At 63.4% G+C, this 24,508-nt stretch carries 24 protein-coding genes; 17 read left to right on the top strand and 7 right to left on the bottom strand.

Annotated elements, in window-relative coordinates:
- The first annotated feature begins 4 nt into the window (after positions 1-4).
- The 4 genes from AB3X94_RS13925 to AB3X94_RS13910 are packed head-to-tail and all read left to right on the top strand — an operon-like array spanning position 5 to position 3,289.
- Positions 5-874, top strand: a complete 870-nt coding sequence (locus tag AB3X94_RS13925) for a branched-chain amino acid ABC transporter permease (RefSeq protein ID WP_176121990.1) — start codon at positions 5-7, stop codon at positions 872-874.
- Positions 871-1,836 carry a branched-chain amino acid ABC transporter permease gene (locus tag AB3X94_RS13920; RefSeq protein ID WP_368611837.1) on the top strand — a complete coding sequence of 322 codons (966 nt, stop codon included), beginning with the start codon at positions 871-873 and terminating at the stop codon, positions 1,834-1,836. The genes AB3X94_RS13925 and AB3X94_RS13920 overlap by 4 nt, the downstream gene beginning before the upstream one ends.
- Positions 1,833-2,582 (top strand): ABC transporter ATP-binding protein, encoded by a 750-nt coding sequence (locus AB3X94_RS13915; protein WP_368592027.1) that lies wholly within the window; start codon positions 1,833-1,835, stop codon positions 2,580-2,582. Before AB3X94_RS13920 ends, AB3X94_RS13915 begins: the two co-directional genes overlap by 4 nt.
- Positions 2,579-3,289 carry an ABC transporter ATP-binding protein gene (locus AB3X94_RS13910; protein ID WP_368611836.1) on the top strand — a complete coding sequence of 237 codons (711 nt, stop codon included), beginning with the start codon at positions 2,579-2,581 and terminating at the stop codon, positions 3,287-3,289. The genes AB3X94_RS13915 and AB3X94_RS13910 overlap by 4 nt, the downstream gene beginning before the upstream one ends.
- Before the next feature lie 56 nt (positions 3,290-3,345).
- On the opposite strand, the gene rarD is transcribed toward AB3X94_RS13910, so the two are convergent.
- A complete protein-coding gene (gene rarD, locus AB3X94_RS13905; protein ID WP_176378234.1) occupies positions 3,346-4,239 on the bottom strand; it encodes an EamA family transporter RarD in 894 nt (297 codons plus the stop codon).
- A gap of 266 nt (positions 4,240-4,505) precedes the next feature.
- On the opposite strand from rarD, the gene AB3X94_RS13900 reads away from it, so the two are divergent.
- The 5 genes from AB3X94_RS13900 to AB3X94_RS13880 all read left to right on the top strand — a co-directional run bounded on the left by AB3X94_RS13900 (position 4,506) and on the right by AB3X94_RS13880 (position 7,868).
- On the top strand, positions 4,506-4,724 hold the full coding sequence (locus AB3X94_RS13900) for a hypothetical protein (RefSeq protein ID WP_368592029.1): 219 nt from the start codon (positions 4,506-4,508) through the stop codon (positions 4,722-4,724).
- A gap of 102 nt (positions 4,725-4,826) precedes the next feature.
- Positions 4,827-5,135, top strand: coding sequence for a hypothetical protein (locus AB3X94_RS13895; RefSeq protein WP_176111222.1), 309 nt, complete (start codon positions 4,827-4,829; stop codon positions 5,133-5,135).
- 62 nt (positions 5,136-5,197) lie between these two features.
- On the top strand, positions 5,198-6,652 hold the full coding sequence (locus AB3X94_RS13890; protein ID WP_368611835.1) for a DEAD/DEAH box helicase: 1,455 nt from the start codon (positions 5,198-5,200) through the stop codon (positions 6,650-6,652).
- A 73-nt stretch (positions 6,653-6,725) separates the two neighbouring features.
- Positions 6,726-7,523 (top strand): alpha/beta hydrolase, encoded by a 798-nt coding sequence (locus AB3X94_RS13885; protein WP_368611834.1) that lies wholly within the window; start codon positions 6,726-6,728, stop codon positions 7,521-7,523.
- Positions 7,524-7,526: 3 nt separating this feature from the next.
- Positions 7,527-7,868 carry a hypothetical protein gene (locus AB3X94_RS13880; RefSeq protein WP_176111225.1) on the top strand — a complete coding sequence of 114 codons (342 nt, stop codon included), beginning with the start codon at positions 7,527-7,529 and terminating at the stop codon, positions 7,866-7,868.
- Positions 7,869-7,942: 74 nt separating this feature from the next.
- Here AB3X94_RS13880 and AB3X94_RS13875 read toward each other — a convergent pair whose 3' ends face one another.
- On the bottom strand, positions 7,943-8,689 hold the full coding sequence (locus AB3X94_RS13875) for an SDR family NAD(P)-dependent oxidoreductase (RefSeq protein ID WP_176111226.1): 747 nt from the start codon (positions 8,687-8,689) through the stop codon (positions 7,943-7,945).
- An 88-nt stretch (positions 8,690-8,777) separates the two neighbouring features.
- The gene (locus tag AB3X94_RS13870) at positions 8,778-9,554 is read right to left on the bottom strand and encodes an aspartate/glutamate racemase family protein (protein ID WP_176111227.1); all 777 of its coding nucleotides are present in this window, start codon (positions 9,552-9,554) and stop codon (positions 8,778-8,780) included.
- A gap of 299 nt (positions 9,555-9,853) precedes the next feature.
- On the opposite strand from AB3X94_RS13870, the gene AB3X94_RS13865 reads away from it, so the two are divergent.
- The 6 genes from AB3X94_RS13865 to AB3X94_RS13840 all read left to right on the top strand — a co-directional run bounded on the left by AB3X94_RS13865 (position 9,854) and on the right by AB3X94_RS13840 (position 16,704).
- Positions 9,854-11,056 (top strand): branched-chain amino acid ABC transporter substrate-binding protein, encoded by a 1,203-nt coding sequence (locus AB3X94_RS13865; protein WP_176111228.1) that lies wholly within the window; start codon positions 9,854-9,856, stop codon positions 11,054-11,056.
- Between the two features lie 25 nt (positions 11,057-11,081).
- Complete coding sequence (locus tag AB3X94_RS13860) at positions 11,082-11,981, top strand: branched-chain amino acid ABC transporter permease (RefSeq protein WP_176121982.1); 900 nt, start codon at positions 11,082-11,084, stop codon at positions 11,979-11,981.
- A gap of 3 nt (positions 11,982-11,984) precedes the next feature.
- Positions 11,985-13,793 carry an ATP-binding cassette domain-containing protein gene (locus AB3X94_RS13855; RefSeq protein ID WP_368611833.1) on the top strand — a complete coding sequence of 603 codons (1,809 nt, stop codon included), beginning with the start codon at positions 11,985-11,987 and terminating at the stop codon, positions 13,791-13,793.
- The gene (locus AB3X94_RS13850) at positions 13,781-14,512 is read left to right on the top strand and encodes an ABC transporter ATP-binding protein (RefSeq protein ID WP_176111231.1); all 732 of its coding nucleotides are present in this window, start codon (positions 13,781-13,783) and stop codon (positions 14,510-14,512) included. Before AB3X94_RS13855 ends, AB3X94_RS13850 begins: the two co-directional genes overlap by 13 nt.
- A 68-nt stretch (positions 14,513-14,580) precedes the next feature.
- Positions 14,581-15,426 carry an urea carboxylase-associated family protein gene (locus tag AB3X94_RS13845; protein ID WP_368611908.1) on the top strand — a complete coding sequence of 282 codons (846 nt, stop codon included), beginning with the start codon at positions 14,581-14,583 and terminating at the stop codon, positions 15,424-15,426.
- 33 nt (positions 15,427-15,459) lie between these two features.
- On the top strand, positions 15,460-16,704 hold the full coding sequence (locus tag AB3X94_RS13840; protein ID WP_368611832.1) for a D-amino acid dehydrogenase: 1,245 nt from the start codon (positions 15,460-15,462) through the stop codon (positions 16,702-16,704).
- Between the two features lie 24 nt (positions 16,705-16,728).
- Here the strand turns inward: AB3X94_RS13840 and AB3X94_RS13835 are convergent, their stop codons facing one another.
- Positions 16,729-17,220 (bottom strand): aminoacyl-tRNA deacylase, encoded by a 492-nt coding sequence (locus AB3X94_RS13835; protein ID WP_176111233.1) that lies wholly within the window; start codon positions 17,218-17,220, stop codon positions 16,729-16,731.
- 195 nt (positions 17,221-17,415) lie between these two features.
- On the opposite strand from AB3X94_RS13835, the gene AB3X94_RS13830 reads away from it, so the two are divergent.
- Positions 17,416-17,664, top strand: a complete 249-nt coding sequence (locus AB3X94_RS13830; RefSeq protein ID WP_018436237.1) for a hypothetical protein — start codon at positions 17,416-17,418, stop codon at positions 17,662-17,664.
- Positions 17,665-17,729: 65 nt separating this feature from the next.
- On the opposite strand, the gene AB3X94_RS13825 is transcribed toward AB3X94_RS13830, so the two are convergent.
- Positions 17,730-19,472, bottom strand: a complete 1,743-nt coding sequence (locus tag AB3X94_RS13825) for a tetratricopeptide repeat protein (RefSeq protein ID WP_368611831.1) — start codon at positions 19,470-19,472, stop codon at positions 17,730-17,732.
- Between the two features lie 121 nt (positions 19,473-19,593).
- Here AB3X94_RS13825 and AB3X94_RS13820 point away from each other — a divergent pair, with 121 nt between their 5' ends.
- A complete protein-coding gene (locus tag AB3X94_RS13820) occupies positions 19,594-21,465 on the top strand; it encodes a beta-galactosidase (RefSeq protein WP_368611830.1) in 1,872 nt (623 codons plus the stop codon).
- Positions 21,466-21,484: 19 nt separating this feature from the next.
- Here the strand turns inward: AB3X94_RS13820 and AB3X94_RS13815 are convergent, their stop codons facing one another.
- Both AB3X94_RS13815 and AB3X94_RS13810 read right to left on the bottom strand, forming a co-directional pair.
- Positions 21,485-23,449, bottom strand: a complete 1,965-nt coding sequence (locus AB3X94_RS13815) for an enterotoxin (RefSeq protein ID WP_368611829.1) — start codon at positions 23,447-23,449, stop codon at positions 21,485-21,487.
- A 110-nt stretch (positions 23,450-23,559) separates the two neighbouring features.
- Positions 23,560-24,462, bottom strand: a complete 903-nt coding sequence (locus tag AB3X94_RS13810) for a LysR substrate-binding domain-containing protein (RefSeq protein ID WP_368611828.1) — start codon at positions 24,460-24,462, stop codon at positions 23,560-23,562.
- Positions 24,463-24,508: the final 46 nt, after the last annotated feature.

Below are 24,508 nucleotides of genomic sequence, written 5' to 3'. Positions count from 1 at the left end.
GGCGATGACTGAACTGCTGCTCTTCAACGTCACCAACGGTCTGATCATCGGCGCGTTTTACGTGCTGATGGCGCTCGGGTTATCGCTCATTCTCAACCTGAGCAACGTCATCAACTTCGCTCACGGCGGCTTCCTCGTTGCTGGCGGCTATGTTGCCTATACGATCACGCCCTACGTCGGCTTCTGGGGCGCGCTGCTGATCGCGCCGCCGTGCATCGCGCTGATCGGCCTCGCCATCGAACGGGTGCTGATCCGGCGAGTCTATGGGCGCGACCCGCTCTACAGCCTGCTCCTGACGTTCGGCCTTGCCTTCATCTTCGAGGACGGCACCCGCTTCATCTGGGGCGCGCAAGGCAAACCGGTGACCATTCCGTCGGTGCTGTCCCAGCCTTTGAGCAACACGTTGTTCTTCATCACCGGCTATCGCCTCTTCATGGTCGTCACGGTGGCGGCGACGGTAGCGCTGCTTTTCGTCCTGCTACGCTATAGCCGACTCGGCATCCGTATCCGCGCTGGTACCCTCGACCTCGAAACCGTGGCAGCGCTCGGCATCAACGTGGGCAGGCTGCGTTCGTTCAATTTTGCCGTCGGCGCCTTTCTCGCCGGTCTGAGCGGAGTGCTCGCCGCCGGCCAGCTTGGCCTGGAGCCGACGATGGGAACCGGGCTCCTGATGCCGAGCTTCATTGCAATCATCGTCGGCGGCGTTGGCAGCCTCACGGGCACGCTGCTCGGCGGCCTGCTGATCGGCGTCGCCTCCGGCATCACGGCGGTGTTTCTGCCCGCGGCAAGCGAAGCGATCATCTACGTGCTGATGGCCGTCGTGCTGCTGCTGCGCCCCCGCGGCCTGCTCGGCGAGGAGGGCATGCTGACATGAGTGCAGCGCGACAGGCGAGGCACCGCAGACTGCTCACGCTTGCGGCGATCTGGGCCGTGTTGCTGCTCGCCCCGTACTGGATGCCGCCGCTCGGAGGCTACACCGCGCTTGGCACACGGGTGCTCGTGCTGGGTCTCGCGGCGATGTCGGTGAATTTTCTGCTCGGCTTCACCGGCGTGCTGTCGTTTGGTCACGCTGCGTATTTCGGGTTGGGTGCGTATGGCGCAGGCCTCACGCTGAAATTCGTTGCACCGAGCACGCCGTTCGCTCTTCTGTGCGGAACGCTGCTCGGCGGGGTCGCCGGCGCGCTGCTCGGTGCGCTCTGCGCGAGGCGGCGCGGTGTCTATTTCGCGATGGTCACCATCGCCTTCGGACAGGTCTTCTACTACATCGCGTTCCAATGGAGTTCGTTGACAGGCGGCGACGACGGTCTGCGCGGATTTTCGCGCATGCCGCTTCACCTTGGCATCACGACCATCGACATCCTCTCGAATGCCGATGCGTTCTATTACTTCGTGCTGTTTTGCCTCGCGCTGGCGGTCGGTCTGATGGGCTTCATCCTGCGTTCCCCATTCGGGCGCACGATGATCGCAATCCGCGAAAACGAACGGCGCGCGCGCTTTCTCGGCATTCCCGCCGACCGCCATATCTGGATCGCTTTCACTCTCTCCTGCTTTTTCATGGGGTTCGCCGGTGCGCTCTATGCACTTCTGAACAACTTCGCCGACCCGCGCGGGCTGCATTTCAGCCAGTCCGGCGACTTCGTCATGATGGCGGTGATGGGCGGCATGCGCAGCCTGTGGGGACCGCTTCTCGGCGCCGCGGTATTCGTCGTGCTGCAGGACTACCTGTCGAGTATCACCGTCAACTGGATGTCGTTCGTCGGCATGCTGTTCATCGCGATCGTGCTGTTCTTCCCTCGGGGTCTGCTCGGCGTTCTGCGCCGCAGGAGCGAATCATGAGCGTTCTGGAAGTCACGCACGTGAGCAAGAGCTTCGGCAGCCTCGCTGCGGTACGCGACGTCTCGCTCGCGGTCGAAGCAGGCGAGCTGCGTGCCATCATCGGACCGAACGGCGCCGGCAAGACAACTTTCTTCAATCTCATCAGCGGTTTCTTCCGGCCGACCACGGGAACGATCGTGTTCGACGGACAGGACATCACGGCCGTCCCGGCGTATCGACGCGTCGCGTGCGGCATCGCCCGCACGTTCCAGATTACCGAGATCTTTCCCGCACTCACGGTGTTCGAAAACGTGCTCATCAGCGCGGAGGTTGCGGCTGGATTCCGCTTGCGGCCGTGGGTCGGCCGCGCCGAAAGAACCCGAGTGCGCGAGTGTGTCGAAGAAGCACTGGAACTCACCGGGCTAGCAGCAAAAAGTGGCCGGCTGACCGGCGAGCTCGCGCACGGCGACCAGCGCGTTGCTGAAATCGCCATGGCGCTGGCGCTGCGCCCTCGCCTGCTGCTGCTCGACGAACCCACCGCAGGCATGGGCGGCGAGGAGACCTACGAAATTACCCAGCTGATTCGCCGTCTGCGCAGCGGCGGCAAATTCACGATCGTGCTGATCGAGCACGACATGCGCGTGGTGTTCCATCTTGCCGACCGGATCACGGTGCTCGACCGGGGCTCGCTGCTCGCCGAGGGCGCGCCGGCGGAAATCGCGGCGAACGAGGTCGTGCAGGTGGCGTATCTGGGTGACGTGGCATGAACATCGCGCTCACCGCCGAGGAACTTCATACCTACTACGGCAAGAGCCACATCCTCCACGGCGTGAGCCTCGCGGTCGAGGAAGGTCGGATCACGGCATTGCTTGGCCGCAACGGCGCGGGCAAGACCACGACGCTGCGGACCCTGATGGGTCTGACACCCGCACGCCGGGGGCGCGTGACGATCTTCGGCGCGGATACGACACGCTGGCCGACGTTCCGGATCGCCGCGAACGGCGTGGGCTATGTCCCCGAAGGACGAAGAATCTTCGCCAATCTCAGTGTCGAAGAAAATCTCCGTGTGCCGCTTGCGCGCACCGGTCCCTGGACGATTGCGCGCATATACGAGCTGTTTCCACGGCTTGCCGAACGCAAGGAAAGCCGCGGACGTCAGCTTTCCGGTGGCGAACAGGAGATGCTGTCGATTGCCCGCGCGCTGCTGCTCAATCCCCGGCTGCTGATTCTCGATGAACCCTCTCAGGGGCTGGCGCCTCTGATCGTGCGCGAGGTGTTTCGCGTCGTGTCGCAGATGCGCGACGAAGGGATTTCGGTCCTGCTGGTCGAGCAGAACGCGCACATGGGGCTCGCGATTGCCGATCATGCTTACGTGCTCGACGATGGCGGTATCGTCTATGCCGGCCATTCACGCGACCTGGCCGCCGATGAAAGCCGGGTTCGCGCGTTGACCGGTGCGAGTGCCGAAGGTTGAAGAGGATCGCCCGCGTTTCGACGTAGCTCGGCCGCTACCCGCCTGCACTCACCTTTTCAAGCCGCCCTGCGCGCCTCGCGCGCAGCGGCCAGCGTGCCACGCAACCCTTCGAACGAGTAGAGCGCGAGTGCTGCCCAGATTGCGCCGTAGCCGATCGCGCGCACGGACCCGAACGGCTCGCCGTAGATCAGCACGCCAGTGAGCAGCTGAAGCGTGGGCGTCACGTACTGGATCAAGCCGAGCATCGAGAGCGGGATGCGTCGCGCCGCAGCCGCGAAGAGCAGCAGCGGCACGGCCGTGATAGGTCCGGCGGCGGCCAGCAGCAGTTGCAGCCCGAGCGACGCATGCGTGAAATGGCTCGCGCCGGCCATGCCGATCACCATCAGATAGACGATCGCCACGGGAAAGAGCAGCACCGTTTCGAGTGCGAGGCCTTCGAGCGCGCCGAGCTTTGCGGTCTTGCGCAACAGGCCATAGCCGCCGAACGTCAGCGCGAGCGCGAGGCTGATCCACGGCGGCGCGCCGTTCTGCCAGGTGAGCCAGGCCACGCCGAGCGCCGCAAGCGCCACCGCGCACCATTGGAGCGAGCGCATCCGCTCATGCAGGAAGACGAAGCCGAACAGCACGTTGATCAGCGGATTGATGAAGTAGCCGAGGCTCGCCTCGACGATATGGCCCGCGTTGACGGCCCAGATGTAGATGCCCCAGTTGGCCGAAAGCAGCGCGGCACTCGCGGAGAAGCGGCCGATCAGGCGCCTGTCGCGCAGCGCGGGCCGCAGCCACGCCCAGTGGTGTCGCGCGACGAGCACCGCGAGGATGAACACGAGCGACCACGCCATCCGGTGCGCGAGCATCTCGAGCGCGGGAATCTGGTGGAGCGTCTTGAAGTAGACGGGAAAGAGCCCCCAGATGACGAAGGCGGAAAAGGCGTAGACGATGCCGGGATTCATGGTTGGTTGTAGTTGGCCGGTGCGCGTGGTCGGTGCGAAGGCGCGTCGGTGGCAAAGGTTTTCGCGCAGATTTTACCCGTGCGGTGCAGCCTCCGCTAAGCGCATCGTCGTGAAAAAGGGCCTGCTCTCGCCGTTCAGCGAGCTTTGCTTTTGCTGCCTACGATGTACATGTCGGCTTCGCAGAATGATGGAGCGACCTTGGCGGCGACAACGCGGTCCAGCTCGCTCTACGCGACGACGGTCAGGGCAATCGTTTGGAGACAGCCATGCATTTCGACTACCAGCAGTTCCACATCGACGCGTCACCTCTCGATGAAGGCGGCCGCTATTACGCTCGCGCAAAGATCTACCGGCGCGCGTCCGCGAGTGGCGATGCCGTCGAGGTAAAGTATTCGGGCGACCTCGGCGATTACCCCTCCGACGTGGATGCGATGGAGGCGGCGCAGCGTTGGGCGATTCAGTGGTGCGACGCGAACTCCGCTTAGGCGTCACTGTCAGGCCCATGCTGTTCCTGGATCCCGCTGATCCCCAGCGAAATAAGCGGCGCATAATGCAAACATCCCTTTGTCAGGACGATGGAGGTGAATGTGACAACCTTTGCTATCGACGCCGTTCGCATCAACCCGGCGAACGACAGGTTCACCCACGTGCGTTGGGCTCCCGTCGATCCGTCGACGCGTGAATGGCTGTCCCCCCCTGCGATCGTGGAGGTGGTCGAAGTCGTCGCCGCGATCCGCCGGGGAGATGTCGTTTGGTCCCTTTTTACACTTGGCGGCACACGGTATCTCGGGCCAAAAATCGTATGCGTCTCTCACACCGACGGACCCGCCGGGATCGACACGGATGTCCCGGGCGATCATGTCGAAAAATGCATCGACGATTTGCCGCACCTTTGACGGCATACCTTTGAGGCCGTCGGGCAGCCGCTAGAATTGCGGTTTTAGCCCGGAATACGTCAATGTCCTTTGCCTCGCTTGGCCTGATCGATCCCTTGCTGCTTAACGTGCAGGGCCTCAATTACCAGACTCCTACGCCGGTGCAGGCCAAGGCGATTCCCGCCGTGCTCGGTGGCAAGGACGTGATGGCTTGGGCACAGACTGGCACGGGCAAAACCGCGGGCTTTGCGCTGCCGCTATTGCAACGGCTGGCGCAATGCGGCCCGGCGGTGTCCAGCAATCGCGCCCGGGTTCTGGTGCTGGTGCCCACGCGTGAACTGGCTGAACAGGTGCTGCAAAGCTTCATCGCTTACGGCAAAGGCCTCGACTTACGATTTCTGGCCGCCTACGGCGGTGTGAGCATCAACCCGCAGATGATGAAATTGCGCAAAGGCGTGGATGTGCTCGTTGCCACGCCGGGCCGTCTGCTAGATCTCAATCGCCAGAACGCAGTGCAGTTCGATCAGGTACAAACGCTGGTGCTGGATGAAGCAGATCGCATGCTGGATCTGGGCTTCGCGCGCGAACTCAACGCCGTGTTTGCCGCCTTGCCCGCTCAGCGCCAGACCCTGCTGTTCTCCGCCACGTTTACCGATGATATCCGCGCGATGGCGGCGAACATTCTGCGCGCCCCGGTCAATATCAGCGTCAGCCCGCCCAATGCCACCGCCAGCAGGATCAAGCAGTGGGTGGTGCCAGTGGATAAAAAGAACAAGCCCGACCTCTTCTTGCACCTTGTGGCTGAGAACCGTTGGCAGCACGCGCTGGTGTTCGTCAAGACCCGCAATGGCGTCGATTACCTGGCGGCGATGCTGGATGAAGCGGGCTATGCGGTCGACACCATCCACGGCGACAAACCGCAGCCCGCGCGCCTGCGTGCGCTGGAGCGCTTCAAGGCAGGCGAAGTACAAATGCTGGTGGCCACCGATGTGGCCGCTCGCGGGCTGGACATCGACGACCTGCCGCTGGTGATCAACGTTGATCTGCCGATCGTGGCGCAAGACTACGTGCACCGTATTGGCCGGACTGGCCGCGCGGGCGCCAGCGGCGTGGCGGTGTCTCTCGTGTGTGCCGACGAAGCGCCGCAACTGGCCGCGATTGAAGCGCTGATCCGGCAAACGCTGCCCCGTAAAGAAGAGCCGGGTTTCGAAGCCGAACACCGCGTGCCGCAAACCAGCGCGACGGGCCAGATCATCAAGAAGCCCAAAAAGCCCAAAAAGCCCAAGCCGCCCAAGGTGCCGCAAGCCGCACCGGGCGCCATGCAGCCGCCCGGAAAAAAACCGCGCCGGCAAAGTGGCGAAAACCAACGCAAACCTGCGGCGCAGCGCGCTGCGGCCGTGGGCAAAGGCGCGCGCTCGTCCAGCGGTCATTCATCTAGCGTGCAAAAGCCACGCAGCCAACCCGCCAGCAAGCCCGCTGCGGGTTCACGCAAGCCGGCTGGCAAGCCCGCTAGTGGCCGGGGCAAACGCCAACCCTGATCCGTTGCCGGGGCGACTGCGCGCTAAACTGGGTGCGTGCTATCGAAAAGTTCGGTGGGTCGAGCGCAAGACGATGAAATTCACCCGAATGATGATCGGCCTCGCCGTCACGTACCTGATCGTGTTAGCCGGAGTCGCCATCTTGCAGGATCGTTTGCTCTACTTCCCTCAGAAGGCCACGATCGAGGAGATCACCTCCGGCGGACTGCGCGCCTGGCCGACACCTGAGGCGTACCGGGGCCTCGTGGCAGAGCCGGACGGTTCCGCGCGCGCCACGGTCATCGTCTTTCATGGCAATGCCGGGCATGCCGGCCACCGCTCGTTCTATGCCGCAGCGCTCACCCGGCTCGGGCTGCGCGTGATTCTCGCCGAATATCCAGGCTACGGGCCGCGCACCGGTGCGATAGGCGAAGCGAGTCTGGTCGACGATGCGCAACAAACCATCGCGCTCGCATATCGCCTCTATGGAGCGCCGCTCGTGCTGATCGGCGAATCGCTTGGGGCCGGCGTGGCGGCTGCGGCCGGCTCGCGCGAACGCGACAGGATCGCGGGCATGATGCTGATCACGCCATGGGATCGGCTCGAGCACGTCGCCGCTCATCACTTTCCGTGGCTGCCCGTGAGGTGGCTGCTGCGCGACCGATACGACAGCGCGACCCACCTGGCGTCGTTCGACCGCCCGATTCTCGTCATGGTTGCCGAACGCGACAGCATCGTCCCCGCGCGCTTCGGCGAGGCGCTTTACAACTCGCTGTCCGCACCGAGAAAACTGATGATGGTGAAGGCGGCTGACCATAACGACTGGATTGGCCACGTCGACCAAACCTGGTGGCGGGAGGCGACGGACTTCCTGCTCACGCCTTCGCATTGAAATATGAAGACGCCACCGGTCCCGTCCAGCTCGGCACGCATCTATGTTCTCGATGCGAAGAACCGGCCAGTCGAGGTGTTCGACCACGACGCGTGGTCGCGCTGGATGACGGAAAACGAACTGATCTTCCGCCGCACACTGCTGGACGACTACGGTGTGACGGTCACGACCCGCTTCCGTGGTGTGTCCAATCCGAAAACCGCGGAGGTTTTGCTGTTCGTCACGCGCGTCGCCGGAATGCAGACGCAAGACAACAGGAGCTACGGAGCACGTACGCTCAATGAGGCGCTGGAGCAGCATGAGCGCATCGTGCAGAAAATCCTCCGGAAAATGACGGGGCGGTGAACATCAGAGCACCGTCAGACGAAGCGTGTGTCGAATAGCATCGGCGAAACGTTCGCGCTGATGCCGCCCGAGGCTCATATGAAGCTCACGCCGCCATTGACGGGGATCGTCTGGCCGGTAACGAAGCCGTTGCCGACCACCATCAGCACGACCTGGGCGACCTCGTCGACTTCACCGAGGCGTCCAACGGGAAGCCGTTCCGCGACGTTCGCGGCCTTCAGCGGCGCGGCCATTTCCGTGTCGATCGGTCCCGGGGCCACGGCGTTCACGGTGATGCCTTCGCGGGCCAGCCGCGCCGCATAACCGCGTGTCAACCCTTCGAGGCCAGCTTTCGAGGCGTTGTAGTGCACACCCACCAGCCCAGCGCCGCGGGCAGCGGCCGACGACAGGTTGACGATGCGACCCCAGCGCTGTGCGCGCATTCCGGGCAGCACCGCCTGCGTGCACAGAAACGCCGATTTCAGATTGACCGCAAGTGTTCGATCGAATTCGGCTTCCGTGAGCCTATCGATATCGACGATCGTTCCGGTGCCCGCGTTGTTGACGAGAACACCGACGACGCCAAGGCGGCTTTCCACCTCATCGATCATTGCCTTGACGTCGGACGCGACCGATACGTCGGCTTGCACCGCGATTGCACGGCCTCCCGCACTTTCGATTTGCCCGACGATCTGAGCAGCCTCGTTCCCGCGTTGCCGATAGTTGACCGCCACCGCTGCGCCAGCCGATGCAAGCGAGAGGGAAACGGCGCGGCCGATTCCTCGCGATCCGCCGGTCACGAGGGCGACACGATCATGCAAATCGGGCGAATGAGCGGGCATGGAAAATCCTCCTGTCCTGTGGAACTATCAAAAGGGGCTGTGCTCGCGCAACGCAGCGTGCCGCTGCGTCGCGGTTCAAGCTACAACGTCACAGCGCAAACAGCCGCCCAAGATGAGGCTCGGAGTCAGCTACGCCGGCGAGCCGCAATGCGTGCCACGCCATCGCGTAGTTGCTCGAGATCACCGGCTTGCCGATCGCGGCTTCCAGCTCCGGAATCAACCCGGCGATGCGCAAGCTCGTGCACGATACGAAAATCGCGTCCACGTCACGATTGAGCGCAAGTCGCTCGACGCCAGTTCGCAACGACAGTGCATCGATCCGCGCCACTTCGTTATCGTTCGCATGCTCGAACGACGCCATGCGCGAAATGCGGTGACCACGCGACTCGATATAGTCGCGCATGTATTCGTTGATCGAACGCACATAGGGCGTGAGCAAGGCCGTACGCTGGACGCCTAGCGCACGAAGCGCCGCCAGCGCCGCGGTGATCGGCGTGGTGCACGCGGCGTCCGCACGCGCTTCGCGAATCCGCGCGAACACCTTGTCTTCCCCGATCACCATCGACGCGGACGTGCAGCCAAACGCCACCACGTCGATACGCTCGGCCGGACGGATCAGCGCGACCGCCGGTGCGATACGGTCCTCCATTTCCGCTAGCCGTTCAGGCGTGATGTCCGCCGAGTTATACACACGGCTTTCGTAGAACGCCACGCCCTCCTGCGTCATCAAGCCCCGCCACTCATGCTCAATCGTATGATCGGTCGCGAGCACCACGAGCCCAATCGCGGCGCGACGGCAGATGCCGTCGTCCAGCGTGAAATCGAGCCTCGTGTACACGTCGTCATGCTGTGCAATCGCACTCATTTCGGAGTCGTCCTGTCTTGTCGCGTTCGGCTGCCTCTTAAAGGTAGAGGATCGAAGGCGCCTTTGTGTAACGGTTTATACGCAAATACCCTATACCGTCTCAACGCACCCCGGCTCCTATCATAAAAGCAGCGCTTTTTGTGTCCGCGCTCCGGTGCAAGCCAGCCGTCACGCTGTTGACCTGGTGGGTATGAATCACTGAATCACTCGCAATCACCCCATTTCCGTCCGCTTTCCGATGTCACCGGTATGCCCGTGTGGCGGATCGTCCGATCCCTCTCACAAAAGGAGTCGCTAACATGTTTGCTCAGACGATTGGCTGGTCCGGTGCAGAGCGCGGCTCGCGGCGAACGACTGTCGCGGGCGTTGCGGCCGCCGTGGCCCTGCTTGCGGGCATGGTTCCCGGTTCGGCGCTGAGCCAGGGCGCCACCATCAAAATCGGCGTGCCGGTTCCGCTGTCGGGTAGCAGTGCCAATGCCGGCACGGATATCGTCAATGGCGCGAAGCTCGCCGCCGCCAAGATCAACGCGGCCGGCGGCGTGCTCGGCAAGCAGATCGAGCTGGTGCCCGAGGACGACGCCTGCGATGCGCAGACCGCAGTGCAGGCGGCGCAGAAACTCGTCGATGCGGGCGTTGTCGCGGTAGCGGGCGGCTATTGCTCCAGCGCGGCGCTGCCGGAATCGACCACCTTTCATCGCGCCGGGATTCCCTACGTGCTGGATGCGTCGACCAATCCGCAGCTGACCGAGATGGGGTATGACAACGTGTTCCGCACGATCGGCCGTGACGACCAGCAGGGTCCGTTCGCGGCAAGCTTCATGAAAGACGTGCTGCACGCGAAGCACGTGGCGGTGATCGACGACAACACGACCTATTCCAAAGGCCTCGCCCAGAACACCGTGCAAGCGCTGAAGAAGGACGGCGTCGATGTGGTGTACGCCAATTCGATCACGCCCGGTCAGATGGACTACTCACCGACGCTCACACGGGTCTCCTCGCTCAAGCCTGACGTGATCTACTACACGGGCTATTTCTCCGAAGCCGGCCTGATCGTCAAGGAGGCGCGGCAACTGGGTCTGAAAATGACCTTCATGGGCGGCGACGCCACCAATGACCCGACCCTGATGAAGACGGCCGGTCCCGCCGCCGACGGCATGATCATCACGACCGCCCCGCTCGCGCAGTTCCTGAGCGGCGCGCACGCCTACGTCGATGACTATACGAAGGCTTACGGGCAAGGGCCGGGACCGTACTCGGTCTATGAATACGATGCGGTCGGGGTCACGGCGAAAGCCATCGCGGACGCGAAGTCGGCACAGCCTGCCGCGATCACCGCTGCTCTGCACAAGATCCAGAACTACCCGGGCGCGACCGGAACGATTGACTTCAATCCGAAGGGAGACCGCAGCAAAGCCGTGTACATCACCATCGTCGTGCACGACGACAAGTTCGAGCCCTACCAGAGGCAGGATGCGAGCGGACATTGGGTGGCGATGAAGTAGACGCGCTTGCGCACCCCGCGCCGTCATGAGCGACTTCTTCCAGTTCGTGATCGAAGGGCTGACGACCGGCTCGTTCTACGCGCTCGTCGCCCTCGGCTACACGATGGTCTACGGAATCATCCGGCTGATCAACTTCGCTCATGGCGACCTGTTCATGGTCGGCGCGTTCATCGGCTGGACCGGCCTGATGGTGCTGGCGTCCGCGCATCTGCCGCTCGCCGTGGCGCTGCTGATCGCTCTGGCGGCCGCGATGACGGTCACAGGCGCGCTCGGCCTGCTGATCGAGCGGCTCGCGTATCAGCCGTTGCTGCGCGCGCCGCGGCTGTCGATTCTGATCACCGCGCTGGGCGTCTCGCTGGCGCTGCAAAATGGGGTGCTGCTGATCTACGGTGCGGGCTTTCGCACCTATCCGCATGTGCTGAGCCAGGCGGGGTTCGAGCTCCACGGCGTGCAGATCACCTTCGCGCAGATCGGCATCATCGTCGCAAGCCTGGCCCTGATGCTGGCGCTGTATTTCTTCGTTCATCACACGTTCCTCGGGACCGCGATGCGCGCGCTGGCCATCGATCAGGACGCCGCGCGTCTGATGGGCATCGACGTCGAACGCCTGATCCAGCTCACCTTTCTGCTGGGATCGGTGCTGGCCGCCGTGGCGGGCGTCATGGAAGGGCTTTACTACACGCAGATCAATTTCTTCATGGGCTTCGTGCTGGGCCTGCGCGCGTTCACCGCCGCCGTCCTCGGCGGCATCGGCAACATCCCGGGCGCGATGGCGGGCGGCATCCTGATCGGCCTGCTCGAAGCCTTCGGCGCGGGCTATGTCTCTTCGCAATGGACCGACGTGTTCGTCTTCGGCGTGCTGATCGCCGTGCTCGTGATCAAGCCGACCGGGCTGTTCGGTGAACGCGTCGTCGAGAGAATGTAGTTCATGAGCGCCCGTCAAGCTTCCGCGCGCTGGGCCAGGCCTGTCGGCGCTGCGCTGCTGGCCGCCGCCGTCGCGCTGCCCGCAGTCGCCAGCAACTATGTCGTCGATGTCGGCCTGACCATCGTCACCTATTCGATCCTGGGTCTTGGGCTGAACATCGTGGTCGGTTATGCCGGATTGCTCGATCTGGGCTACGCGGCCTTCTTCGCGATCGGCGCGTACACGACAGCGTTGCTGGAAACCCTGCTGCACTTCTCGTTCTGGGAAACGCTGCCGTTCAGTCTGGCGTTCACCGCGGTATCGGGCATCGTGATCGGCTACCCCACCCTGCGCCTGCGCAGCGACTATCTGGCGATCGTCACGCTGGGGTTCGGCGAAATCACGCGTATCGTCGCCACCAATCTCGACATCACGGGTGGCCCGAACGGCATCTTCGGCATCGCGAGCCCGAGCCTGTTCGGCTTCGAGATCAGTTCGCCGCAAGCGCTCTACGAACTGGGCATGGCGTTCCTCGTGGTGGTGCTCGTGTTCGCGATCCGGCTCGGCCGGTCGCGGCTGGGCCGCGCCTGGACCAGCATCCGCGAGGACGAGGCGGCTGCCGAGGCCGTCGGCGTGCCGACGCTGCGCGTCAAGCTGCTCGCCTATGTGATGGGCGCTTTGATCGGCGGGCTGGGCGGCAGCCTGTTCGCCGCCCGCTTCGGCACCATCGATCCGACCGGCTTCACGTATCTGCAATCGGTCACGATCCTGATCGTCGTCGTGCTCGGCGGCCGCGGCAGCATTCCGGGCGTGATCCTCGGCGCCATCATCGTCGCCGGCTTGCCGGAAATACTGCGGTTTCTCAACCTCTGGCGCATCTTCGCTTTCGCGATCGGGCTCGTGGTCCTGATGCTGCTAAGGCCGCAGGGCTTGTGGCCAGCGCCGTTGCGCCGCGTCGCGCCGGCGCGCAAGGGCGCTGACGCCGATCGGGCGCCGGCGCCCAGCCACGCCGTCACCGATGAGACCCTGCTGGAGGTGCGCGACATGCAGCGCCGCTTCGGCGGCGTGCTGGCGGTCGGCGGTGTCAGCTTCGTGGTGCGGAGCGGCGAGATCGTGAGCCTGATCGGTCCGAACGGCGCCGGCAAGACGACCGTGTTCAACTGCCTGACCGGCGTGATCCGCCCGACTGGCGGCCAGATCGTCTGGTGCGGAGAACGGCTTGCCGGCGGCGCGCCCCATCGCATCGTCCATCAAGGCATGGCGCGCACCTTCCAGGGCATCCGCCTGTTCGGCCACATGACGGCCTTCGAAAACGTGCTGACCGGCATGGATCATCGGCTTCGGACACCGCTCGCGGCCGAGCTTCTGGCGTTGCCGTCCGCGCGCGCCGAGGCCGCGGACCATTCCACCGAGGGCCTGCGCTGGCTCGCCTTCGTCGGTCTTGCCGGCAGGTCGGGCGAGCGCGCCGCCGATCTGCCCTACGGCGACCAACGCAGACTGGAGATCGCCCGTGCGCTCGCCAGCAGCCCGCGCCTGCTGCTGCTCGACGAGCCCGCAGCGGGCATGAACCCCACAGAGAAACGCGCGCTGATGGAACTGATCCGGCGAATCCGGGATCATGGCGTGACGGTGCTGTTGATCGAGCACGACATGATGCTGGTGATGGGCGTGTCGGACCGGATCATCGTGATGGATCACGGCGTCATCATCGCCGAGGGCCCGCCCGCCGCGATCCAGGCGGACCCGCGTGTGATCGATGCCTATCTCGGCACAGCCGAAAAGGACGAGGCGAGCGACGATACCGCCGGGGAGAAATCGCTGTGGGACTCCTAGAAATCCGCGATCTGCGCGTCAGCTATGGGACCGTCGAAGTGCTGCACGGCATCTCGCTGGACGTCGCACAGGGCGAGGTCGTCGCGTTGCTCGGCAGCAACGGCGCGGGAAAAACCACCACACTGCGGGCAATTTCCGGATTGATCCGGCCGCGCGCGGGCAACATTGCGATGGATGGCCAGCGCCTGATGGGATTGCGCGCACACCAGATCGTGGCGCTGGGCCTGGGTCATGTGCCGGAGGGGCGGCGCATTTTCGGAGCGCTGACGGTGGAGGAAAACCTGCATCTCGGCGGCTATCTGATCCGGCGCGACAGTACCGCATTGCAACAGCGAAGGGATCAGCTGTATGCGACTTTCCCCCGGCTCGGCGAGCGCCGCAGCCAGCTGGCAGGCACGCTCAGTGGCGGCGAACAGCAGATGCTGGCGATTGCCCGAGCCCTGATGCTGCGGCCGCGTATCGTGGTGCTGGACGAACCGTCGATGGGACTCGCGCCGAAGCTGGTCCGCGCGATCTTCGGCATGGTCGCCGACATCTGCCGCGAAGGCACGTCGATACTTCTGGTCGAGCAGAACGCCCGCCAGGCGCTGCGAATCGCGCATCGGGCTTACGTACTGGAAAGTGGGCGCATTGCGCTCGCGGGGTCCGCCCGCGAGCTGGCTCAGGACAGCCGCGTCCGCGCTGCCTATCTGGGCGGCAGTGCCATGTCGGCAGAGTAACCCGCCAACCGAGCCGCGCGAGGAAATCCTAATACAGGCTCAGGCCTGAGTTCGAGGGAGAACGCATGATGCTGAATTACCCTGCTGCCTATCAGTCCACCAAAGGCTCGGCGCTCGACGTCGACAAGACCTTCTATCAGCGCATCGCCTCACAGCACGATACCCGCACGCTGGTCGAATCGATCGTCGTGCCGATCCGTTCGGGGCGAGCGTGGACCGTGCCGGCCGGCCACGTGTTTCGGATCGTCACGATCGAAGGCCCGCAGGTTGCCGACCTGAACATATGGAACCGGCACAACCCGCGCGAGCGCATGTGGGCGTCGCGCACGCGCCAGTTGCAGCAGGCGCACGTGAGCACGTTCGACCGTCTGTGGTCGACGCTGCCATTCCTGCGTCCGATGGTGACCATCACCGATGACAGTCTCGCCGGCTACGGCGTCGACGAGCACGGCGGCCGCGTCCACGATCTGCTCGGCACGCGCTGCGATCCGTACGTGAACCGCATGCTGACCGGCGAGGATTTTCATTTCCACTGCCACTCCAACCTGACGCGCGCCATCGCCCCGTATGGCTTGACCGAGTACGACGTCCACGACGTGCTCAACGTGTTCCAGTGCACCGGCCTGAATCTCGACGACAAATACTTCATGAAGGCGTGTCCGGCAAAGAAAGGCGATTACCTCGAATTCTTCGCGGAGATCGACTTGCTGTGCGCACTGTCGACCTGTCCGGGCGGCGATCTGTCAGTGCCGATGTGGGGGCCCGACGCGCGCGATCCTCTGGAAGTGTGCCGGCCGCTCGGCATCGAGGTCTGGCAACTCGCGCCGCAGATGCTGTACGGCTGGACGCCGCCGGCTGTGGCTGCCTACAAGGGACAGCACGGAATGGTGCTGAATCAGCCGCAATGGAAGTGAGACTGCCGCAGCCCCCTTGTATCTCAGGACATTATGAAAATTATCGTGCTCGGCGGCGGGGTGGTCGGTGTGACGACCGCGTACCAGTTGCAGAAAGATGGCCATGAGGTCGTGATCGTCGAGCGGCAGCCTTTAGTCGCCGCGGAAACCAGTTGGGGTAACGCGGGCATGATCGCGCCCGGGCATTCCTTTGTCTGGTCCTCGCCCAAAGCGCCGATGATTCTGCTCAAATCGCTGGTGCTGAAAGATCAGGCGTTGCGCTTCAAGTTCTCGGCGGATCCGAGGCTCTACAGCTGGTCGTGGCGCTTCCTGATGGAATGCACATCGGAGAAGGCACGCCGCAATACCCTGCTCAAGCATCGGCTTGCCGCGTATTCGCAGCGAGTACTACAGGATGTAATCGCTGAGGAGGCCATCGAATACGATCGAAACGAGCGCGGAATTCTCTATCTCCATCGGACTCAGGAGGCGCAGGACCGCGGAATCGAACATATGAAACTGCTGGAATCCGACGGGCAAGTCATCAGGCTCCTCAGCCCCGATGAGGTGGTCGCGCTCGACCCGTCGCTGGCTTCGGCAAAAGACAGGATAGCGGGCGCCATTCACTGCCCGACCGATGAGACCGGGGACCCTGCGAAGTTCACCCGCGCCCTTGCGGAAAAGGTCGTCGCGCGTGGCGGTACGCTTCTGACGGATGCGACGATCGACGGCTTCGAAACCGCCGGGCAGGACATAGCAGGCACGAGAACGAGCCGAGGCCTTGTCAAAGGCGACGCGTATGTGCTCGCCCTCGGCCCCTATAGTCCGGTTCTCGCCCGACAGATCGGCATCGATCTTGCGATCTATCCGATCAAGGGATACTCGCTGACGATTCCGATCGATGGGCGGCCCATGCCACCCGCCGTGGCAGCGGTGGACGAGCACAACCTGGTCGCAATCTCGCGCTTCGGCGATCGGCTCCGGGTCACGGCAACGGCGGAGTTTGCTGGCTACGACACGAGCCACAAGCCTTCTGATTTTGCCTTCATGAAGAGCGTGACGCAGGAACTCTACCCGGCCGGCGCCAACTACGATCGCGCCGAAATGTGGGCCGGCCTCAGGCCGATGACGCCAACGAACCTGCCGTTTTTTGGGCGCAAGAAGTACCGCAACCTTTATCTAAACACCGGCCACGGTCATATCGGCTGGACGATGTCACACGGATCGGCTCGAATCACGGCCGACCTGATCGCGGGACGAACCCCGGCGATTCCGATGGTAGGGCTGCTTTGCGACTGAGGGCGGCACCACTCGGGCCCCGCCTCAGGCCCGGCCGCCCAACCCTCGCATCCGCCGTGCGAAATGCGCGCGCTCCGCATCGTCCATCAGCGCGAGGAACTGATCCGCTTCCATATGAACCAGTTCTTCGTGATCGCCCGCCTCGAAGTAGACGTCGGGCTGGCCTGCCAGACTCGACTCCAGGTAGGTTTTCATGCCATACGCCATACAAATCGGCGGTACCGCTCCGGCATCGCAGTCCTTGAACAATTCGCGCAGTTCGACTTCCGTGGCGAGAGCAAGCCGGCGCCCGGTCTTGCTCCAGAACTCGGAGAGCTGCACGGCGTAAGTCGATGGCAGCACGGCGGCCACATAGCCGTGTTCGTCTTCGAGCAGCACGGTCTTGGCAAGGCGGTCACCCGGAATGTGCGCCGCCGCAGCCGTTTCGATACTCGAGTGGCTGTATGGATGACGCACGACTTCGTAGCGGGAACCCTTGCTGCGCAGGCACTCCTGCAAGGTTGGCGACATCGCCATGGCACACCTCCTGTCGAATATCTGAAAAGGAATGAACACTTGCGATCTTTTCAGAATAGTTCACGCACCGGCAATCCGCACGCCAAGTGGCGCAAACGCCTAGAATGAAAGCACGGTTTGTACCTTATGAGGGGCCGGCTACGTCTCGATCGATCACGGGTTTTTCGGCGAGACTCAGCCCAAAGGAGGCGCCCAATGTCAGTGATCGCACCCGACGAAAGGGCTGATTTTCTCGCCGTCTTGCGTCGGCACCATCTCGCCGAGTCCGACTTTGTCCTTCAGGAGACCGGAGCGACCGATATCGTGGACGAGGTCTACCCGCTGAGGGGCAGTGTCACCGTCGTTCGCACGTCATCACTGCGGGAACGGGAGTACCAGACCGGACACGGCACCGCGTGGACAGTCGAATTTGAGAAAGACGTGATCCGGGGCGTATTTGGATGAGCGCCGACAGCCGACGTTTCCCCACTGGTGCGTCTCGGTTGCGGCCGGGCGGCTTGCCTCGGGAGCTATTGCGCCCGCGTTGAATCGATGAGCTCGTCGGCCTCGCGTTCCAATGCGTCGCCTTGCGCCGAACGTTGCGTGTGGCTGAGCAGCGTGCCTAGATTGCGCAACGTGCGTGCTTGATCCTGCCGCCAGGTCAACGGATCGTCGTGGGCGAGTCTGCGGTACAGATCCAGCGCTCGGCGCCATGCGTCTTCCGCTTCGCGCGGCCTGCCGGTGCGGCTGTAGAGTACGCCCAGATTGTTCAGTATCCGTGCCTCGTCAGGCTGGTACGCAACCGGCGTATCGCGCGACAGCGCGTGGACGATCTGCAGCGCGTCCTGGTAAGTCTGCAGCGCCTTGGCCGGCTGCCGTTCGAGGCGGTACAGCACGCCCAGATTGCCCAGCGTATGCGCCACGTCGGGCTCGTAGATCGCGGGATTTTCGCGGGCGAGCTGTTGACGGATCTTCAGAGCTTGCCGGTAAGCGCGCTCAGCTTCCGGCAGCCGCTCGCTTGCGCTGTAGCAGTTCCCGAGGTTATTCAGCGTGCGCGCAAGCGCCGGACGCCAGGCGGCGGGATTGTCATGTTCGAGTGCGCGCTGGATGCCGAGCGCTTCGAGATAGGCGAGTTCCGCGTCATGGGTGCGCTGTGTCGCACTGTAGAGGATGCCGAGGTCGTTGAGCGTCATCGCGACCGCGGGCCGGTACTTTGCCGGGTCCTGTCGGGCCAGCGCACGGTCGAGGGCGAGGGCTTCGCGCCACGCGTCTGCCGCATCCTGCAGACGCTGCGTGTCGCGGTACAACGTTGCGAGACTATCGAAGGTGTTAGCCACTGCGGGACCGTAGACCGAAGGGTCCACGCGCGCGAGCGCCCAGTAGATTTCGAGCGCGTGCAGCCATGCGGCTTCGGCTTCCTTCTGCTGCTGCCGCATCACATAGAGACTGCCAAGCTTGCCGAGCGTCCGCGCGATGGACGGCTGCCATGCGGCGGGACGCTGTTGCGCAAGCGTCCGATACTGGACCAGCAGCGCCCGATACACCGGCTCGGCACGCTCGGGCTCGTGCTGCACGAGCAGCGTGTCGGCGAATGCGGTGGCGATGTCCTTATCGTCGGGTTGCAGCGCATGGGCATGCTCCAGGTACGGCAGCGCGTTCCATGGCATGAAGCGAAGCAGTTCGACGCTCGCCGCTTCGTAGTTGCGCGCGGCGCTTAGCTGGGCGGTACCGGTTGCCTCGGCCATGAGCCGCATCAGCAACGCAGAGGCGCGATCCAGATCGAGACGCCTCACGGCGGCGGCGGCCTGCAGTTCGGTGGGGGCCGTGCTGTGCGTGATCGACAACCTGCGCAGCAGCTCTTCATAGCGTGCGTTCCATTCCGAAGCCTCGGCTCTGAGGTCGATATCGGAGCGCGTCCTGATCTGCGATGCGAGGCTTTCAAGGATCGGTTCGAAGTTGGCGAGCGCGGCTTCGTTGGTGGCTTCGTCGTGATCTGTCTGCGAGAAGATCGCGCGCAGCATCGTATTAGCCGCTGTCGCCAGCGCGGCACGTTGCTCGGCGGAGAGCCCGTCGTGCTTCACCGCGCGGTTCAGCCGTTCGGTGACGCGTGGGAGCGCGGGCGCGGAGACAGCGCAGCGGGTCCGCACTTCGAGTCCGTCCTTGACGGCGACCTCGGAGAACGACGGCACACACGCACCGGACGCCCCCGCAGCGGCGCATGCGGTGGACAGCGCGGCCATCGCGATGCCGGACAAAATCTTGCCCGTACTCATTTCCAGTCAGGCCTACAGAATTACCGCTACAGCGTTGTGCGGCGCATCGCTTCGCCCGGAATGCCGCAATGCCGTCGCGTGTATTCATTCTATCGAATACAGTTAGCCTACATTCGCCAACTTGACGACGCCCATCGTGAACCTCGAACGCGGCCACACCTTCTCCTTTAGCCCCGACGGCGAACACTTCCTGCTCGACGGCCTGCCGTTCCAGATTCGCAGCGGCGAGATGCATCCAGCCCGCATCCCGCGCGAATACTGGCAACACCGCATCCGCATGGCAAGGGCGATGGGGATGAACTGCGTCGCGTTGTACATCATGTGGAATTACCATGAGACGCACAGAGGCATGTTCGACTTCCGCAGCGGTAATCGCGATATCGAGGCCTTCATTCGCCTATGTCGATCCGAGCAGATGTGGGTGCTGTTGCGCCCCGGGCCTTACGTTTGCGCAGAGTGGGATCTGGGCGGTCTGCCTGCCTGGCTGTTGCGCGAGCCGGACATCCAGTTGCGGACCGACTCGGCCACCGATCCTCGCTACATGGCGGCGGTGGCTCGCTATATCGACGAACTGGTTCCGCGCATCAAGCCATTGATGAGCGAGCACGGCGGTCCGATCCTGATGATCCAGATCGAAAACGAATTCGGTTCGTATGCGAGCAATCCGGCTTACCTCGAAGAGCTCAGGCAGCTTTGGCTCAAAGGAGGCATAAGCGGGCCGTTCTACACCGAAGACGGTCTCGCGCAACTCGAACGCAATCACACCACGGTGACGGGCGGCGCGATCGCGCTGAGCAACGGCAACGCAGCGCAAATCGCAACGGTGCGCCGCAATTTCCCCTCGGTGCCCGCGATGGCAGGCGAGGTGTATCCGGGGTGGCTCACGCATTGGGGCGAAGCGGGCTTCGCGGGCGTGGACTACGACCTCTCCAGCAGCTTGGCCACGTTCATGCAGGCGCGACTGTCGTTCAACCTGTATGTGATTCACGGCGGCACGAGCTTCAGCTTTTTTGCCGGCGCGAACGTGGACGATTCGGGCAACTATCAGCCCGACATCACGAGCTACGACTACTGCGCGCCGATCAACGAGCAAGGCATGGCGACGCCGAAGTACCTCAAATATCGAGACCTGATCGCCAGCTATCTGCCCGAACCGTTGCCAGCCATACCGGATGCCATCGCCACGCTTGACTGCGCAGGCGTTGGGGCCTTGATGCCAACGCTCTACGCGTCGATCTGGGACAACCTGCCAGCGGCACTGCCGCACGAGCAAGGCGTCGAACCGCAGTCGTTCGAACACTACGGTCAGGCGTTCGGCTTCGTGCTGTATCGCAAGTTTTTACCGGAGCACGCGCGCGGTGTGCTGGATATCAGCGGCGTTCACGACTATGCGACCGTTTTTCTTGGTGAACAGTACGCGGGCGGCGTATCGAGAGCGCAACTGCCGCGCAGGTACGCGCAGTCGCTCCACATGATGCATCGCGCGCCGCTTGCCCTGCCTTCGGCGCGGCAGAATCAAGGGTCGAGCACGGACAGTCTCGTACCGCTGGAGATACTCGTCGAGGCCATGGGACGCGTCAACTTCGGACCCGCGCTCGCCGACCGCAAAGGTCTGCTCGAACCGGTCACGATGCAACACGTAGACGGCTCAGTCTCGTTGCTCGAGCAATGGGACGTCCACCTGTTGCCGATGGATGACACGTTCATCGCCAACCTCAACGAAGGCTGCACGAACCCGAGCAAACCCGGTCTCTTTTTCAAGGCGAGTGTGCTGCTGACCGAAGTCGGCGACACCTGGCTCGACATGAGCAACTGGACCAAGGGTCTCGTCTGGGTCAATGGTCACAACTTGGGACGCTACTGGAACATCGGCCCGCAAAAGCGCCTGTATTGCCCCGCGCCGTGGCTCGTGCAAGGTAACAACGAGGTACTGGTCTTCGACCTTCATCAGATCGCCACGAGGCCGATTCCACTGGCCGATCGCCTGTACTAGCGCGCACGCCTTCTCCCCTTCACCGTTTCGCGGCGGCAACCGGCAGCAGTTCGAGCGTGAGCACTTCGAACGGCGCGAGTTGCACTGCATGCGGTACATCAGCGTCCAGTTGAGTGGGAATGCCGGAAGCCCTTGCGTGCCCAACGCTGCGCGCTTCGAATCGTCCCGCCGCCCCATCCGGCAATTCCAGTTGGCGCCGCAGGTCGAGTATGAAGCGTTGTGTGCGACTGTAAGGATTGCGCAACGTCACGATCGACTTGCGCGGCGCCCACGCTGCCCAACCGTAAGCCGCCTGTTCGTCCGGCGCGCCGCCAATCCAATGGCTGTCGCGCTGGATGTCGCCGTTTTCGCGCGCCCATCTCGCGGCGCGCGCAAGCTCATCCCAGTCGTGCTCGCCCAGCAGCGCCGGCGTGATGTATAGCTCCTGCAATTGCGTGCCGGTCCCGAAGTACGACCACACTTCGTTGGAGAATGCGTCTGCCGTCGACGTATTGAGGCGTGGATTGCATTGCGCATAGAGGATGCCGTGCAGCATCAGCGAATTGAGTGGAAAGAGCGGACTGCGCTCGACGACGTTGTAATACGTCTGCGTGTCGCGGTAGGTGATCCAGCGCTCGCGGTTCGTGCCGCTTCCCGCCAGGCCATCGTCGCTGCCGCCGCGCCAGATGGAGTCGACATGGCGCAGCCAGAACGGCGACGGATGCGTACCTGTCGTGAGATTGATGAAGGTTTCGGGCTTGGCCGCGCGGATGTCCTCGATCAGTTGAATCGCCGCGTCCCAATCGCTGTCGAACAGGCTGCCAGGAAACACCCTGTCGGCATTGCCCGTGCCGTCGAACTTGAATTGATTGACGCCGCCCTTGTCGAGCATGTCCATCACGACCTCATGAAAGCGCCGGTAATAGGTCGGACCCGACAACGCGAGACCATTGTCGATGACCTCATAACCAGCGGCACGTCCTCGCGCTACGCGTTCCTGTTTCGGCGTACCGTAGCCGCCCCACGGCGAAAGCCATATGCCGGGAGCGGCGCGGAATCGCGCGGCAGCGTCGCGCAGCGGAACGAAGCCATCTGGAAATGCATTGCTGAATTGCCAGCCGCCGCCAAGGTCGTCCCAGCCATCGTCGAACAGAAACGAATCGATTTGCACCCCGCGCACTGCATGCAACTCGTGGCCGACCGTTTCGATGCGTTCGAGCGCCTGTTCCTGCGAATATGGCGTCAGGTAGCCGATGTCGCCCCAGCTGTTGTAGTGCAGAAACGGCCGATACGGGCGGGCGCGTTCCCGCTCCAGATAGATGCCGAAGTCGCGCCGAATCTGGCCGTCACTGGCTACACCTGCCACAGCCGAGTAGACCAGCGTTCTGTTTTTCTGTAGAGGCAACGCGCGATGCAGCGTAAAGCCAGGGGTGTCGCCCTCTACCTGACTTGTCGCAAGCGGATGCTCGAAGCCCAGATAAAAGTTGCCCGCAACGACCGGCGTGCCCTTGCGCTCAGGACTGGCCTTGGCGCCAGCAGCGCGCGTCTGCAGCAATGACACGGCGGTGATCGCTTCGTCCCGAAGAAGCGCCGTAATCGCAAGTTGGACGCGCAGATATCGTGACCCGTCGCGTTGCTCGACGCTCCATTGCACCTTTAGGCGTCCATGAGTATCGACCAGGGAGATGCTCGCGCGCCGCCCTGCGATTCGTTCGCCCAGTCGGGACGCACGCGGGTTGGGCTCGACCGCCGCGTCGCTCACCGGCGCAACGACCTTCATCTCGGCCAGGCCCGTGGTGGTTCCGTCAGCGAGCGTGAGCGTGAACGGCGCGATGAGGAGCAGCGTGCGTTTGCGCTCGCAATCGATCAGCGAGAAACCGGCGAGACGTTCGTTCTCGTGCGTCCAGCGCAATGCAATCGCGTCGTTGCCGAATGAGGAGAGATGGCCCGTCGTCTGGAGCACGGGCCTGCCGGTTTGCGTAGGCAAAGCATGGTTGGCGCGCATGGAGCACCTGTCTCGGGCCAGAGCAGCAGCAAATAGCGTAACGGCAATGGACCTACGTGTTCAAGGCACGGCGCGCGCGGGTGAAATTTTCTCATGGGGCGACAGACCGCTCACGCGCGAAGTGAGCGTGGACCGAAGCGACCTTGCTGGCCTGCCCGGCGTGCGGCAGCTATCAAATCCGCGCACGCGGGCGAGTCGGAGCGGGGAAACGCGTAGAAACGTGCAATCGGCAACGCGGGCAAGCCTTCTTTGCGACCCAGCAGGCGCAAACCTTCGACTCGCTGACTATCGGCGATGACGGTAACGGCAAAACCCGAACTCGCCGCCGACAGACAGCCCGCCATGCTGCTGCTCTCGAACACGAGGCGCCACGCGCGCCCCGCCTTGTTGAGTGCCGCGATTGCCGACTCTCGATAGATGCAGGGATCGGGAAAGACGGCCAGCGGCAGCGGCCGGTCGAGATCCAGAGGTTCATGTTGCGCGTAGGCCCAGACCAGCGGTTCTTCCCACAGCAGTTCACCACCTTTCCCGACACGGCTGCATTGCTTGCCGAACACGAGGTCCAGACGACCGCGCTCCTGCTGGCGCAACAGATCGGCCGTGATGCCGACTTTGAGGTCGATTGTCGCCTCGGGATGTCGCTGTCGAAAACGCTGTAGCACCTGGGGTAGCCAGGTGCCGGCAAAATCTTCCGATGCACCGACCCGCAGTAACCCACGCAGCGGCGCGCCGCGCAGTTTCGCGCGGACCTCGCGTTCCAGATCGAGAATGTTGCGGCCGTACGCATACAAGGTGTCGCCGCCCTGCGTCAACGCCAGGTGGCGAGTCGTGCGTGTCAGCAGATCAACGCCGACCATTTGTTCCAGGCGCTTGATATGGCCGCTCACGGCCGAAGGAGTCAGCGCCAGACGCTCGGCGGCCGTGGCAAAGCTGCCGCTGTCCACGACTTCGAGAAAAGTGCGGAGCAATACGGTATCGAGCGGAACACAGTCGGCAGCGGGCAGAATGTCCATTGAAACGATTCAACACAAATAATCACCAATGAGTCGTGATTATTCA

The sequence above is a fragment of the Paraburkholderia sp. BR10923 genome (assembly GCF_040948765.1).
Taxonomy (GTDB): Bacteria; Pseudomonadota; Gammaproteobacteria; order Burkholderiales; family Burkholderiaceae; genus Paraburkholderia; species Paraburkholderia youngii.
This window is presented reverse-complemented; position numbering and strand designations above follow the sequence as displayed.

Bases quoted from the DNA above. Each gene is read 5' to 3' on its own strand.
- AB3X94_RS13925 (WP_176121990.1), top strand. From the start codon at position 5: ATGACTGAACTGCTGCTCTTCAACGTCACCAACGGTCTGATCATCGGC.
- AB3X94_RS13890 (WP_368611835.1), top strand. From the start codon at position 5,198: ATGTCCTTTGCCTCGCTTGGCCTGATCGATCCCTTGCTGCTTAACGTG.
- AB3X94_RS13910 (WP_368611836.1), top strand. From the start codon at position 2,579: ATGAACATCGCGCTCACCGCCGAGGAACTTCATACCTACTACGGCAAG.
- AB3X94_RS13865 (WP_176111228.1), top strand. From the start codon at position 9,854: ATGTTTGCTCAGACGATTGGCTGGTCCGGTGCAGAGCGCGGCTCGCGG.
- AB3X94_RS13880 (WP_176111225.1), top strand. From the start codon at position 7,527: ATGAAGACGCCACCGGTCCCGTCCAGCTCGGCACGCATCTATGTTCTC.
- AB3X94_RS13870 (WP_176111227.1), bottom strand. From the start codon at position 9,554: ATGAGTGCGATTGCACAGCATGACGACGTGTACACGAGGCTCGATTTC.
- AB3X94_RS13885 (WP_368611834.1), top strand. From the start codon at position 6,726: ATGAAATTCACCCGAATGATGATCGGCCTCGCCGTCACGTACCTGATC.
- AB3X94_RS13825 (WP_368611831.1), bottom strand. From the start codon at position 19,472: ATGAGTACGGGCAAGATTTTGTCCGGCATCGCGATGGCCGCGCTGTCC.
- AB3X94_RS13815 (WP_368611829.1), bottom strand. From the start codon at position 23,449: ATGCGCGCCAACCATGCTTTGCCTACGCAAACCGGCAGGCCCGTGCTC.
- AB3X94_RS13860 (WP_176121982.1), top strand. From the start codon at position 11,082: ATGAGCGACTTCTTCCAGTTCGTGATCGAAGGGCTGACGACCGGCTCG.
- AB3X94_RS13900 (WP_368592029.1), top strand. From the start codon at position 4,506: ATGCATTTCGACTACCAGCAGTTCCACATCGACGCGTCACCTCTCGAT.
- rarD (WP_176378234.1), bottom strand. From the start codon at position 4,239: ATGAATCCCGGCATCGTCTACGCCTTTTCCGCCTTCGTCATCTGGGGG.
- AB3X94_RS13855 (WP_368611833.1), top strand. From the start codon at position 11,985: ATGAGCGCCCGTCAAGCTTCCGCGCGCTGGGCCAGGCCTGTCGGCGCT.
- AB3X94_RS13915 (WP_368592027.1), top strand. From the start codon at position 1,833: ATGAGCGTTCTGGAAGTCACGCACGTGAGCAAGAGCTTCGGCAGCCTC.
- AB3X94_RS13845 (WP_368611908.1), top strand. From the start codon at position 14,581: ATGCTGAATTACCCTGCTGCCTATCAGTCCACCAAAGGCTCGGCGCTC.
- AB3X94_RS13835 (WP_176111233.1), bottom strand. From the start codon at position 17,220: ATGGCGATGTCGCCAACCTTGCAGGAGTGCCTGCGCAGCAAGGGTTCC.
- AB3X94_RS13875 (WP_176111226.1), bottom strand. From the start codon at position 8,689: ATGCCCGCTCATTCGCCCGATTTGCATGATCGTGTCGCCCTCGTGACC.
- AB3X94_RS13830 (WP_018436237.1), top strand. From the start codon at position 17,416: ATGTCAGTGATCGCACCCGACGAAAGGGCTGATTTTCTCGCCGTCTTG.
- AB3X94_RS13840 (WP_368611832.1), top strand. From the start codon at position 15,460: ATGAAAATTATCGTGCTCGGCGGCGGGGTGGTCGGTGTGACGACCGCG.
- AB3X94_RS13810 (WP_368611828.1), bottom strand. From the start codon at position 24,462: ATGGACATTCTGCCCGCTGCCGACTGTGTTCCGCTCGATACCGTATTG.
- AB3X94_RS13920 (WP_368611837.1), top strand. From the start codon at position 871: ATGAGTGCAGCGCGACAGGCGAGGCACCGCAGACTGCTCACGCTTGCG.